13 protein-coding genes and 1 pseudogene are annotated in these 12,652 nt (G+C 61.1%); 5 read left to right on the top strand and 9 right to left on the bottom strand.

The window, feature by feature from the left end; genetic code table 11:
- Positions 1–10: 10 nt before the first annotated feature.
- Together ATY80_RS04510 and ATY80_RS04505 are read left to right on the top strand one after the other, a co-directional pair.
- Complete coding sequence (locus ATY80_RS04510; RefSeq protein WP_088691231.1) at positions 11–817, top strand: SAM-dependent methyltransferase; 807 nt, start codon at positions 11–13, stop codon at positions 815–817.
- A gap of 212 nt (positions 818–1,029) precedes the next feature.
- A complete protein-coding gene (locus ATY80_RS04505) occupies positions 1,030–1,830 on the top strand; it encodes an alpha/beta hydrolase (protein WP_088691230.1) in 801 nt (266 codons plus the stop codon).
- 8 nt (positions 1,831–1,838) lie between these two features.
- Here the strand turns inward: ATY80_RS04505 and ATY80_RS04500 are convergent, their stop codons facing one another.
- A complete protein-coding gene (locus ATY80_RS04500) occupies positions 1,839–2,765 on the bottom strand; it encodes a carbohydrate kinase (protein WP_088691229.1) in 927 nt (308 codons plus the stop codon).
- Positions 2,766–2,855: 90 nt separating this feature from the next.
- The gene (locus ATY80_RS04495) at positions 2,856–3,545 is read right to left on the bottom strand and encodes an orotate phosphoribosyltransferase (RefSeq protein ID WP_088691228.1); all 690 of its coding nucleotides are present in this window, start codon (positions 3,543–3,545) and stop codon (positions 2,856–2,858) included.
- A gap of 208 nt (positions 3,546–3,753) precedes the next feature.
- On the opposite strand from ATY80_RS04495, the gene ATY80_RS04490 reads away from it, so the two are divergent.
- Positions 3,754–5,025: an MgtC/SapB family protein gene (locus ATY80_RS04490; protein WP_088691494.1), complete on the top strand. Its 1,272-nt coding sequence runs from the start codon at positions 3,754–3,756 to the stop codon at positions 5,023–5,025.
- 49 nt (positions 5,026–5,074) lie between these two features.
- Here ATY80_RS04490 and ATY80_RS04485 read toward each other — a convergent pair whose 3' ends face one another.
- The gene (locus tag ATY80_RS04485; protein WP_088691227.1) at positions 5,075–5,725 is read right to left on the bottom strand and encodes a TetR/AcrR family transcriptional regulator; all 651 of its coding nucleotides are present in this window, start codon (positions 5,723–5,725) and stop codon (positions 5,075–5,077) included.
- Between the two features lie 97 nt (positions 5,726–5,822).
- On the opposite strand from ATY80_RS04485, the pseudogene ATY80_RS04480 reads away from it, so the two are divergent.
- Positions 5,823–6,645, top strand: a pseudogene (locus ATY80_RS04480) (NmrA family transcriptional regulator).
- Between the two features lie 2 nt (positions 6,646–6,647).
- The gene (locus tag ATY80_RS04475; protein WP_088691226.1) at positions 6,648–7,130 is read left to right on the top strand and encodes an anthrone oxygenase family protein; all 483 of its coding nucleotides are present in this window, start codon (positions 6,648–6,650) and stop codon (positions 7,128–7,130) included.
- Positions 7,131–7,194: 64 nt separating this feature from the next.
- On the opposite strand, the gene ATY80_RS04470 is transcribed toward ATY80_RS04475, so the two are convergent.
- From ATY80_RS04470 to ATY80_RS04445, 6 genes are all read right to left on the bottom strand, one after another.
- Positions 7,195–8,373: a GGDEF domain-containing protein gene (locus ATY80_RS04470; RefSeq protein WP_088691225.1), complete on the bottom strand. Its 1,179-nt coding sequence runs from the start codon at positions 8,371–8,373 to the stop codon at positions 7,195–7,197.
- A gap of 185 nt (positions 8,374–8,558) precedes the next feature.
- Positions 8,559–9,599, bottom strand: coding sequence for a dihydroorotase (gene pyrC / locus ATY80_RS04465; protein ID WP_088691224.1), 1,041 nt, complete (start codon positions 9,597–9,599; stop codon positions 8,559–8,561).
- Positions 9,600–9,689: 90 nt separating this feature from the next.
- On the bottom strand, positions 9,690–10,037 hold the full coding sequence (locus ATY80_RS04460; RefSeq protein ID WP_088691223.1) for a DUF805 domain-containing protein: 348 nt from the start codon (positions 10,035–10,037) through the stop codon (positions 9,690–9,692).
- A gap of 109 nt (positions 10,038–10,146) precedes the next feature.
- Positions 10,147–10,773, bottom strand: a complete 627-nt coding sequence (locus tag ATY80_RS04455) for a nucleoside triphosphate hydrolase (protein ID WP_088691222.1) — start codon at positions 10,771–10,773, stop codon at positions 10,147–10,149.
- The gene (locus tag ATY80_RS04450) at positions 10,770–11,552 is read right to left on the bottom strand and encodes an ATP-binding cassette domain-containing protein (RefSeq protein ID WP_088691221.1); all 783 of its coding nucleotides are present in this window, start codon (positions 11,550–11,552) and stop codon (positions 10,770–10,772) included. Before ATY80_RS04450 ends, ATY80_RS04455 begins: the two co-directional genes overlap by 4 nt.
- Position 11,553: 1 nt before the next feature.
- Positions 11,554–12,618: an ABC transporter permease gene (locus ATY80_RS04445; protein WP_088691220.1), complete on the bottom strand. Its 1,065-nt coding sequence runs from the start codon at positions 12,616–12,618 to the stop codon at positions 11,554–11,556.
- Positions 12,619–12,652: the final 34 nt, after the last annotated feature.

The raw sequence follows: 12,652 nt of genomic DNA, 5'->3' as shown, positions 1-12,652 counted from the left end.
GGACGGCGCTATGGAAGGCAGGGAACCGAGCCGGACCGCTCGCATGGTGGCGGGTTCCCGTGCCGCCCATCAGATCGTCGATAATGCCTCCGTCTTCAAGGATCCCTATGCCCGGGTGATCCTTGACGCGAAGGCCGTAGCAGCAGCGGACGAGCGAGCCCGCGATCCCAGCACGAGGCCTTTCCGGCTGTTCCTGGCGGCGCGCAGCCGCTTTGCGGACGATTGCATCGCAAGAGAAGCCGAGCGTGGCCTGCGCAACCCCTATCGCGACATCGGCCTGAAAGTCTTCGAGGTCGACCATCCGGCAACCCAGGCGTGGAAGCGGGAGCGGCTTGTCGCCACGGGGATTGCGCGGTCTTCCGAACTGGCTTTCGTGCCTGTTGATTTCGAAGGTGACGACCTGGCGGAACGTCTCTCGGCAAATGGCTTCCGTAAGGACGAGGCGGCGCTTTATATCTGGCTCGGCGTGGTACCTTATCTCGAGCAACAAACGGTCTTTTCGCTGCTCCGCTTCGTTGCCGGCTCCGCCGAGGCTGGCATCGTTCTCGACTATTCGGAGCCGCTGGAAAATTATGAACCGGAAAGGCGCGCACGTGCCGCTGTCATGGCAGCCCGGGTGGCTGAGGCCGGGGAGCCGTGGATAACGCTCCTCGACCCCGCAGAGCTTACAGCCGAACTGACGGCGATGGGCTTCGGCCACATAGAGGATCTTGGCCCCAATGCGACCGCGCGGCGTTATTTCGACGCTCCGGCGAATGCCCCAGATAGTGGCGCCGGTCCGCATATTCTCTTCGCCAGCACGCGACCGGGCGGCTGATGGCTCAAGGGCTGATGCCCCGGGGTGGGAAGCGCCGTGCTACTGCAGCTAGAACGGTCGCTGAGGACCTCAAGCAGCATTGACGTCGCAGCGACAGAGGTTACTCGGTCGAGGAAGCAGCGGTGTCGGCGCTTGCGGTCAATTTTTTTCATGACCAGTGTCGAAATTCGACCTCACAACGCGTTCTTATATGCGGTTTCGGGAGAGATTGAATGCACGTAACGGATGACGAGCTTGTAAATTTCGAGGCATATGGTGCGGCGGCGCTGCCGACACCCAAGGATGAGGGTTTCGTCGAGAATGATGGGGCCCGCATCTGGTATGCGACCTACGGCTCCGGGCCGACCGTGATCCTGCTGCATGGCGGGCTCGGCAACGCCGGAAACTGGGGCAATCAGGTGCCGGCATTGATTGCCGCGGGCCGGCAGGTCGTCGTCATCGACAGTCGAGGGCATGGCCGCAGCACGCGCGACACACGTCCCTTTCACTATGCCCAGATGGCGGAAGACGTGCTCACCGTGATGGATCGGCTGGAGCTAGAAGAAGCTGCCCTCGTCGGCTGGAGCGACGGTGCCTGCACATCGTTGATCCTCGCCGACAAGCGGCCGGAGCGCGTCTCCGGTGTGTTCTTCTTCGCCTGCAACATGGATCCGAGCGGCACGCTTGAATTCAGGCCGACACCGGTGATTGATCGTTGCTTCCGCCGCCATCGCAAGGATTATCAAGCGCTGTCCGCCACGCCTGACGCCTTCGATAGCTTCGTGGCCGACGTGTCAAAGATGATGGCAAGCGAACCGAACTACGCGGCCGCGGATCTCGCCGGCATCAAGGTGCCGGTCGCGATCGTGCTCGGAGAAAGTGACGAGTTCATCAAGCGCGAGCATGCTGATTATCTGGCGCGCAGCATTCCCGATGCCGAACTGATCCTCCTTCCGGAGGTCAGCCATTTCGCGCCGCTGCAGCGGCCCGAGCACTTCAACCGCGAAGTGCTCGCCTTTCTCGATCGGTTATAGGCCTCGTCTCAGAGGCCGATTTCCTTCGCCCAGGGCGGATTGGCGCCGGCGCGCGAGACCGTGACGGCAGCCGCCGTCGCGCCAAGCGAAAGCGCGTTCTGCAGCGCCTTTTCGCTGAGCGACGCTACTTTTTCCTTGGTGAGGAGGTCGTCGATCTTCAGCGAGGCAAGCACGCCGGCATCGAAGGTGTCGCCTGCGCCGACGGTGTCGACGACGGTGACGCGCTCGCTCGGGACGGTCACCTTGCGCTCGTTGGTGTAACCCGACGCGCCTTCGGCACCCTTGGTGATGACGACGAGCTTGGCGCCCTGCTTCAGCCAGTAGGCCGCCAGGTCGTCATGACTGCCCTCGAGGCCGAACCACTCCAGGTCCTCGTCGGAGAACTTCAGGATGTCGGACTTCGACGCCATGCGCTTGATGCGCGCCATGTGGGCTTCCTTGTTCTTGATGAAGCCGGGGCGGATGTTGGGATCCAGCGAAATCACCCGCTTGTCGCACTCGCGGTCGAGCAGCGCCTCATAAGTCTCGCCGCAAGGGCTCGGGATGAGGCTGATCGCGCCGAAATGCAGCGCCTCGCAATCGTCGCCGAGAACGGGCAGATCGTCGGTGGTGATCATGCGACCCGCCGTGCCTTCATCATAGAAGGCATAGGTCGCCTGACCGTTGACCAGCTTTACGAAGGCGAGTGTGCACGGACGAGGCGCGATCGCGCAGAGGCTGAAATCGACATTGCTCGCCTTCAATGTATCGCGCAGGATTTCGCCCATCATGTCATCGGCAAGGCCGGTGAAGAAGGCCGTCGGAATGCCGAGGCGTCCGAGCGCGATCGCCGTGTTGAAGATCGCCCCTCCGGCGTATGGGGCAAAGCCCTTCTCGCCGAGAGTCGTCTCCCGCGGCAGCATGTCAATCAGCGCTTCACCACAGCACAAAATCATTCCGGCCTCCCAAGCATTACGATCCATCGATGTTCAAATCGATTAGATAATTTCATGGCAAAAGCAAAGCGCCGCGATGCAATTCTTCATTCAAAGTGATGAAATGCCGCCGTTGCGTCCGGACCAGGCGAGCGGCGCATCGAGGAAGGCCTCGACTTCGCTCAAGGTCTTTTCGTCGAACAGCTTCTGCACTTTGGCAACGGCGAGCACATCGCGCCAGGTTGCGATGTAGTGCAGCTTCACCTTGCCATCGGCAAAGCGCAGCGCGCCTCCGTCGAAAATGCCGTAATAAAACAGTGCGATACCATGATCGACCACGCCGCCGGCAGTCCGGACGGCATCGATGAACTTGAACATGCTGCCGCCAGCCGTCGTCAGGTCCTCGATGACGAGGACGCGCGAGCCCTCCGGCATGTTGCCTTCGATCTGCGCGTTGCGTCCATGACCCTTCGGTTGCTTGCGGACATAGATCATCGGCAGGCTGAGGCGATCGGCGAGCAGTGCTGCAAACGGGATGCCCGCGGTCTCGCCACCGGCAATGCAATCGAACTGCTCGAAACCGGCTTCGCGGAGCACGACGCTGGCGGCAAAATCCATCACGGTCGAGCGGACACGCGGGAAGGAGAGCAGCTTGCGGCAGTCGATGTAGACCGGGCTCGCCATGCCGGAAGCGAACTTATAAGGCTGGGCGGCATTGAAGTGCACCGCCTTGATCTCCCAGAGCATCTTCGCCACGAGTTCCGCCATCACGGCGCGGTCGGTGAATGTCGTCTGGATCATCGCTCTCTCCTTTGGTCAAGTTTATGGGGCAATAGCAGCAAGCGCTGCAAGTTTCCAGAACGGCGAGCGCTCGCGGGGGCAGAAAGCGTCCGTGCCGGCCGGATCCGGTGATAACAAGGGAAGCGCTGCGGCTCGCGCGCCGCTGATGCGCCAATACTTTCAGCTATTTGCGCTTGCTTGGCGGCGCAGTGGCGATATCGTGCACTGCATGGAACATATCGAAGTCTTCCGCCGTCTCGGCGTTGCGCTTGCAATTGGTCTGCTCGTCGGCGTCGAACGGGGGTGGCAGGAACGCGAGATCCGCGCCGGCGGGCGAGTGGCCGGCATCCGCACATTCGGCCTCACAGGCTTTCTCGGTGGCGTCGTCGGCACGCTTCAGTCGATGACCGGGCCCTTTCTACCTGCCACGATCGCGGCCCTCCTTGGTCTCCTTTACATCGCCGGTAAATGGCAGGAGACGATCGAGGACAAGGACTACAGCATCACCACGACGGTTGCGGCGCTTGCGGTGTTCGCGCTCGGCGTACTTGCTGCGGTCGGCGATCTTGTCACTGCGGCTGCCGGCGCTGTTGCCATGACTGTTATTCTCGCAGCGCGCCAAAGCCTGCATAGTTTCCTGCGCGGATTGACCTGGGTGGAACTCCGCTCCGCCCTCGTACTGCTTGCAATGACCGCGATCGCGCTGCCACTGCTGCCTGACGAGGCGCTCGATCCCTGGGGGGCGCTCAATCCCTACTCGCTCTGGCTCCTGACGATAACCATCGCCGCCCTATCCTTCGCCGGCTATGCCGCGATAAGATTGATGGGCACGGGCCGTGGTGTCCTGCTGGCGGGTGCTGCGGGCGGACTTGTCTCGTCGACCGCGTTGACGCTTTCCTTCGCCCGCTATTCGGCGGAAGCACCCGAGGGTGCACGACACCTTGCGGCAGGGGCAGGTATTGCCGGTGCCCTTTCGTTCGCACGCGTTCTCGTCATCGCCAGCGCGCTCTCCTTCAGCATGCTGGTGCCGCTCGCTTCCGCGCTCGTCCCGGCGATGATCGGCTTCCTGGCGGCCGGTCTGTTTTCGGTGTTGCGTTCCAAGACCGCGACTGAGGCGCCGGAAATCGACCTAAAAAACCCCTTCGAGCTCAACACAGTCATATCCTTCGCGGTGCTACTCGGCGTCATCAGCCTCATCTCGAAGATGGCGATCGACTATGTCGGGCCGTCCGCGCTCTTCGTCGTGGCGGCGATCTCCGGCCTTGTTGACGTGGATGCAATCACGCTCTCGACGGCACGCCTCGTCGGCTCGACGATCAACGTGGCGACGGCGGCCGATGTCATCCTGATCGCCGTCGCGGTCAACGTGGTGACGAAGGTGGTGCTTGCCTTCACAGCCGGACGGCGGGAGTACGCTATGGCGCTCGGCGAGGCATCGGCGGTGGCCGTGGTGCTCGGAGCGATCGGCTATCTCGCAGCGCGCAGCTTTCTGTTCGCCTGAGCCAATTGCACCAACCCGATACCAGGAAAAAGATCGGCGGACCCAGCGATTACGGCAGCCGGCCGATATCGGCCGGCAGCATCCGCTGATAGAGAGTGATCGCCGCCCGTCCCTCCGCATCATCCAGTGAGATCGCGTAGCGTACGGCGGCAGCCAGCAGCTGCATGGTAAGTCTGGCAATGGCGACAAGTTCGCCCTTGCTCCGCTCCGGCTCCAGCGTTGCGAGGACGGAAAGCAAGGCCTGGGCATGGAACTCCATGTCTTCGGCATCGACCTCCTGCAGCAGCCGATCGGCCTGTGTAGCGAACCATATGTCCCGCATGACCGGCTCCTGCCGGAAGAAGTTGTAATATTGGTCGGCGATATTGCAGAGCGCCTGTCGCAGCGTGGTAGCGTCCGCCACCGTTGCAAGCTCGGCCGCGACGCAAGCCCTGCCCTGCTCATTGAAGCGTTCGGCAAGCGTCCGGATGATCGAGCTCTTGTCCGGAAAATATTGGTAAAGGGCTCCGAAGGATAACGCGGCCTTTTCAACGATCTCGCTCATCTTCAGGGCGTCGCTGCCGTTTTTCTCGATCAGCTCCAGGGCTGCCGAAAGGATCTTCTCGAAACGCTCGCGGCCGCGTTTCTGCTGCGGTATCCGGCGCGGCTGGCCGGTCGGCTCCAGCTGCCTTCTGCGCCTGGCGGCAACCTCTTCGCCCATCCTTCCCTCCATTTTTCGGTTGACGAAGAAAATAAGAGAGTTTATCTCATTTTGCAAATGAGAGACTTTCTCTTGTTTTATTGGGAGGAGTATTCACATGCAGAATTCCGAAATCATTCTCGTCGGCGGCGCAGGTAAGACAGGTGGCCGCATCGCCGAACAGCTGGCGAAGAGAGATCTCAGCTTCCGCTTTGCCTCACGCTCCAGTGCACGCCCATTCGACTGGGAGAAGCCGGCCGACTGGGCAGCGGCGCTCGCCGGCGCAAGGAGCGCCTATGTGAGCTTCCAGCCTGACCTTGCCGTGTCATGGGCGGCGGACGCGATCGGTGGGCTCGCCCGCGCGGCGGTCGATTGCGGCCTCACCCATATCGTCCTGTTGTCGGGTCGTGGCGAGGAAGGCGCGCAACACGCGGAGGAAGCACTCAAGGCATCCGGCATCGGCTACACTATCTTGCGCGCCTCGTGGTTCTGCCAGAATTTCAGTGAAGGCGCCTTTGCCGAACAGGTCGCAGCCGGCGAGCTGGCGCTCCCGGCAGGCGCGGTAAAAGAACCCTTCATCGATGCAGGAGACATCGCGGATGCGGCAGTGGCCGCGCTGACCGATCACCGCCATAACGGCAAGACCTACGACCTAACCGGCCCCCGTTCACTGACGTTTCGAGGCGGTCGGCGAGATCGCCGCTGCATGTGGCAGAGACATTGCCTATCGACAGGTCTCTATGGCTGAATTCAAAGAGGGACTTGGCGCCGGCGGCCTGCCAAACGGCTTGATCGACCTGCTTGAGGAACTCTTCACGCAGGTACTCGACGGCAGAAATTCTCAAGTTGCAAATGTGGTCGAAGAAGTTCTCGGCCGTCCTGCCAGGGATTTCGGCGACTATGCGCGCGATACCGCAGCCAATGGCACATGGAGGGTATGACAATGACGCTTGTTCTTGGGATCGTTCTGGCGGCGGCTGCGATTGGCAGCGGCCTTGTCGCCGGCATCTTCTTCGCCTTCTCAACCTTCATTATGACGTCGTTCGCCCGCATTCCCACCGAGCAGGGCATCGCGGCGATGAACTCCATCAATGTCACGATCGTGCGCTCGCCCTTCATGTTGCTTTTCGTACCGACCGCAATTCTCTGCCTTGTTATTGGTGCCATCGCGTTCTTCAACTGGCGCGGTGGCGTCAGCGCCTGGATGTTGGCCGGCGCGGCTCTCTACGTCTTTGCGTCGTTCCTCTCGACGATCGTCTTCAACGTGCCGATGAATGATGCGCTGGCGAAAGTCAGCGGCAGCGGCGCCGAGGCGACGGCGCTCTGGACGGCCTACCTCAAGGATTGGACATGGTGGAACCACGTAAGGACGATCGCGTCGTTGCTCGCGTCTATGGCCTTCGTCCGCGCCCTGATGCTGATATGAAAGAAGGCGAGACTCCCGCTGGCAGCGTTACTTCTTTCAAGGCCAGGCGAGCGACACTTTCCAATCAAGAGCCGGTGCGGACGGCGCCTGCCGGCACAGGATGGAGATGGGCGGCAACCTCGATCCGGTTCCGACCGGCGCGTTTTGCCGTATAGAGGGCCTTGTCGGCCACACTCAACATGGTGTCGAAATCCACTGGCGTGGAGCGCCCGGGCGCGACGCCGACGCTGACCGTGCATTTCAGGGTCTCGTCCTCAAGGTAGATCTCGCGGCCGGCGAACGCCTTACGGATGCGTTCGGCCACTATCTCGGCGCGATCCGGAATAACCTCTTGCAACACCAGTGCGAACTCCTCTCCGCCAAGACGTGCGGCGGTATCCCCAGTTCGACAGTTCGCCGCTAGCTCGGCGGCGAAAACCTTCAGCACCCGATCACCACCTGCGTGGCCGAAAGTGTCGTTGATGGACTTGAAATGATCGAGATCGAAGATCAGCACTGCGCTGGCCGGTCGCATCAGACCCTGCCCATAGCGATCAAAAAGCGCGCGGCGGTTCACGAGGCCAGTCAGCGGATCCGTGATGGCTTCCAGACGGTGCCTTGCGGCGAGCCGCCATTGGTGAAGCGCCAGCGACAGGGCACCGATGCCGGTCATGCTCGCAATGCAGATCGCGAGGCTGAGATCCTCGGCCCAATTGCTCGGCGCAACGCCCAAAACCATCTTTCCATTGGCGATCAGGACGGCGGCGCAAAGGACGAAAGAGATCGCCGTCAGGCAATAGAGCGCGGTAATTCCGGTCAGAGGCGCCGGCGCCTCCTCGCGCGCCCGCCAATACTGATAGGCAGTCGCGAAGAGCATGGCAGCGATCGCCGCATTCTCGGCGATAAATGCGAGCCCGTCATAACCGATCAGCAGCGGAGGAATAGAAACGAGCATTGCCAAGAGAGCGCAGGCGACGGTGGCTCGCAGCCGCAATCTGTCCGTGCGGAACTGGCAGCCGGCGGCCCAGATAATTGCAAAGCCGGCATAGAAAAGCGCGAACGCGACAACGGCAAGGACCACCACCGGATCGTCGACATACATTCCGTAAGCAACGATGCCACTGACGATAAGAACAAGGCCTACGGTGCAGGTTAAAAGAAAGGTCTCTGAACGGCGCACAAACCAACTGCCCAGCGACGTAAGGGCAAGACACGTGGTCGAGACAGCAAGCGCCATCAAAAGGGAATTATAATCAAGCGTCATGCTTTAGAAATCGCGACCGCCATCGCGCCCCCCATTCGTACGAAGCCTACGGGTCCGCTATGACGAATGTCTTACTTATTTCGTTAAAAATTCATGCATTTAGACTAGCGATGCCGCAGGCATAGCAAATCGCGGCGGCCCTCAAAGAAGAGCGGCAGTAAACATTCCGTGACGATAAAAGATCTTTAGCGCTCAACGTCCCAATGGAGCGGGAACATTGGATCGAAAACGGTAACCAGGCCTGCGCCGGTTTCGACCTTGCGCGGAAAACTGACGGGGTTGTCGCGCTTGACCAGCGTTATTCTCTCGTCGTTGACCGGCAGGCCATACCAGGCGGGTCCGTTCAGCGATGCGAAGGCCTCGAGCTGGTCGAGCGCATTTTCCTGTTCGAACACATGCGCAAGGCAGCTCATCGTGTTGATCGACGTGTAAATGCCGGCGCAGCCACAGCCGCACTCCTTCAAGGGATCGACATGCGGGGCTGAATCCGTGCCAAGGAAGAAGCGCTTATCGCCGCTTGTCGCGGCAGCGCGGAGCGCAAGGCGATGGTTTTCGCGCTTGGCGACCGGCAGGCAATAGTAGTGCGGGCGAATGCCGCCGACCAGGATGGCATTGCGGTTGATGATCAGGTGATGAGTGGTGATCGAGCCTGCGAGATTGCCCTTTGCGGACTTGATGTAGTCGACGCCGTCCTTAGTGGTCACGTGCTCCATCGTGACCTTGAGTTCGGGCAAACGCTTGCGGAGCGGATCAAGGACGGTTTCGATGAACACCGCTTCGCGATCGAAGATGTCGACATCAGGTGTCGTCACCTCGCCATGGACGCAAAGCGGCAAGCCGATCCTGGCCATGCGCTCCAGAACCGGCATCGCCTTTTCGATATCCCGCACGCCGCCATGCGAGTTGGTCGTAGCACCAGCCGGATAGAGCTTGACCGCAGTGATCAGCCCGCTTGTCTTGCCGGCCTCGACGTCATCGGGATTCGTATGTTCCGTCAGGTAGAGCGTCATCAACGGCTGGAACTTGTCGTCCTTCGGTAGCGCCGCCATGATGCGCCCGCGATAGGCTTCGGCGTCCGCCGTGGTCACCACCGGCGGCACAAGGTTCGGCATGATGATTGCGCGGGCGAAGTCCCGGCTGGTATCGCCGATCACACGTTCCAGCATGGCGCCGTCACGCAAATGCAGGTGCCAATCATCGGGGCGACGGATGGTGATCGATGGCATGCGCTAAAACTCCGGAGGCTGGCCTATAAGGTTCAGCCCTGCGCATTATCACCCGGACGCGGGGCATGGCAAACATTTTGCCCGCGTTTTTTAGACAGGTGCGCCATGTTCATTGAAGCCGGGCATGCCGGGGCTGAGATACCAGACGAGAAGAACGATCCAGCCCACCAGCGGAATGACGCCGACCAGAATCCACCAGCCGGAGCGGCCGATATCATGAAGGCGGCGGACCGCAACGCCCAGGCCGGGAAGCAACACGGCAAGACCATAGAGGGCGCCGAGTATCTCATGGCCGAAGAGGATCTTGTCGAGAAAGGCCAGGATCAGCGAGGCGATGACGTTGAAGAGCGCAAACCACCAAAATTCCGGTCGGCCGGCGCGGCCACTGAAGACGGCATACTTAGAGAAGACTGACGAGACTGCTTCCGTGAGGCCCATGCGCTCTCCCTCCAGATCTGGCCACTTTGCTTAGAGCAGAAGTTGCATGAGGGTGAACCTGCAACGATTCCACCTGACGCTGCAAGTCCTGTCGGGAACGGCGGAGAGATCAGGCTGTTTCGAGGGTCACATCCGCCCTGCGGCGATTGCCGAGGATCAGCCGGCCATTGGGCAGATCATTGCCGTAAACCTTGGCGCTTGCCTCCTCCTCGCTCAGCTTATAGCCGCGCCAGCGCGCCCACAGCCGTTCCTCGAGCAGCTCGATCGGCGGCGCCAGCATGACCGAGTAGTCAAAGATGCCTTCGAGCTCGGCCCACTTGCCCTGGCTGAACAGCAGGTAGTTTCCCTCGACGATGATGAAACGATGCTGCGGTGACACGACACGCGCAGAGGCGATGGCAATCTCGCGGGATCGGTCGAAGACGGGGATCAACACCTCCTGGTCGGCAGGGCGCACGGCCCTGATGATATCGAGGAATCCCCTGACATCGAAGGTTTCCGGGATACCCTTTCGCGCCAGAAGTCCGCGTTCAATGAGGATGGCATTATCCATATGGAAGCCATCCATGGGCAAGACCTCAGCCGTTTCGCCCCTGGCTCTCAGGGCATCGGCAAGATTGTCCGCCATGGTGGACTTGCCAGCGCCGGGGGGACCGGCGATGGCGATCAGGAAACGTTTGACATCGCCGGCGCGGTCGATGACATCGCCGGCGATTTCATCGATCGTTGCGCTCATGCGGCGACCGGCTCCGTCGGCACGGCCTTGGCGCCGGTCATGAAAGCAACGGCATCGGACATCGTATATTCCTTCGGATTGATGACCGTCAGACGACGGCCTAGCCGATGAATATGAATGCGGTCGGCGACCTCGAAAACATGCGGCATGTTGTGCGAGATCAGCACGATCGGCAGGCCACGCGAACGCACGTCGAGGATGAGTTCCAACACCTTGCGGCTTTCCTTGACACCAAGGGCAGCCGTCGGCTCGTCCATGATGACGACCTTCGAGCCGAAGGCCGCGGCGCGGGCCACAGCCACACCCTGGCGCTGACCGCCCGAAAGCGTTTCGACGGCCTGGTTGATGTTCTGGATCGTCATCAGGCCGAGCTCGGAGAGCTTGGCGCGTGCCCGCTTCTCCATCGCCGGGCGATCGAGCATACGGAACCAGCTGCCGAGCAAGCCAGGTTTCCTGATCTCGCGACCCAGGAACATGTTGTCGGCAATCGACAGTGCCGGGGAAAGCGCGAGATTCTGATAGACGGTTTCGATGCCCGCCTCTCGCGCCTCCATGGGGGATTTGAAATGGACCGGCTTGCCCTCCAGCGTAATTTCGCCCTCATCGGGAGTGATCGCGCCCGATATGGCCTTGATGAGCGACGATTTGCCGGCACCGTTGTCGCCGATCACAGCGAGAATCTCGCCGGGATAAAGGTCGAAATCGGCATGATCGAGTGCGGTGACGCGTCCGTAGCGTTTGACGAGCCCGCGAGCCGAAAGAATGGGTTCGTTTGCCATGTTACACCGACACCTTTCTGATCCACTGGTCGATTGCGACTGCGGCGATGATGAGCACGCCGGTGAGCAACACCTTCCACTGCGGATCGGCGCCGAGCATGTTGAGGCCCATCGAGACGACACCGACGATCATCGCACCGAACAGGGTACCTAGGATCGAGCCGCGACCGCCGAAGAGCGAGATGCCGCCGATCACGGTCGCCGTGATGGCCTGCAAGTTATAATCCGTCACCGCGGACGAGGGAGAGATGGAGCCGTTACGGCCGATCGAGACCCAGGCTGCGAAGGCGGCAATGATGCCGGAGACGGTATAGACCGTCAGCAGCACGCTCTTGGCCTGGATGCCGGAGAGCTTGGCCGCTTCCGGGTCATCGCCGACCGCATAAACGTGGCGGCCCCAGGCCGTGTGATTGAGAATATACCAGAGCACGAGAACGAGCAGCACCATGGCAATGACGCCGAGGGTGAGCACGGCGGTACCTAGCCTGAAGCTGAGCGCAAAGAAATGCAGCAGCGGCGCCTGCGCATCGACATCGGTGTCGCGGATCGTTTCGTTGGCGGAATAGATGAAGTTCGTCGCCATGACGATGTTCCAGGTACCGAGCGTGACGATGAACGGCGGCAGCTTCACATAGGCGACGAGGAAACCGTTCAGCAAGCCGCAGAGACCACCGACGAGCATCCCGGCCAGCACCGCGATCGGTGTGGGAATGCCGTAGGTAATGGCGCAGTTGCCCATGATGACGGCCGAAATGACCATGATGACGCCGATCGAAAGATCGATGCCGGCGGTCAGGATGACCAGCGTCTGCGCGGCACCGAGAATGCCGACGATGGCGATCTGCTGCAAGATGAGCGTCAAGGTGTAGGACGAGAAGAACCGTCCGCCGAGCGCGAAGCCAAAGATGATGATCGCCAGCACCAGCACGATCAGCGGCACGGCGGCCGGCGTCGAGTGCAGGAAGTGCTGCGCACGTTTCACAAATGGTACGTTTTGATGCTCGAACGACGCGACGTTCTTGTCGCTGCCGTCAAGCACCCGTTCGAATTCCTGTGCTCCGGTCATTGTTCCTCCTCCGCTTTCGCGCCAAACCGCGCGC

This window comes from Rhizobium sp. R711, assembly GCF_002211365.1.
GTDB lineage: Bacteria > Pseudomonadota > Alphaproteobacteria > Rhizobiales > Rhizobiaceae > Rhizobium.
The sequence above is the reverse complement of the archived record's forward strand: the minus strand, read 5'-3'. Positions and strand labels throughout refer to the sequence as shown.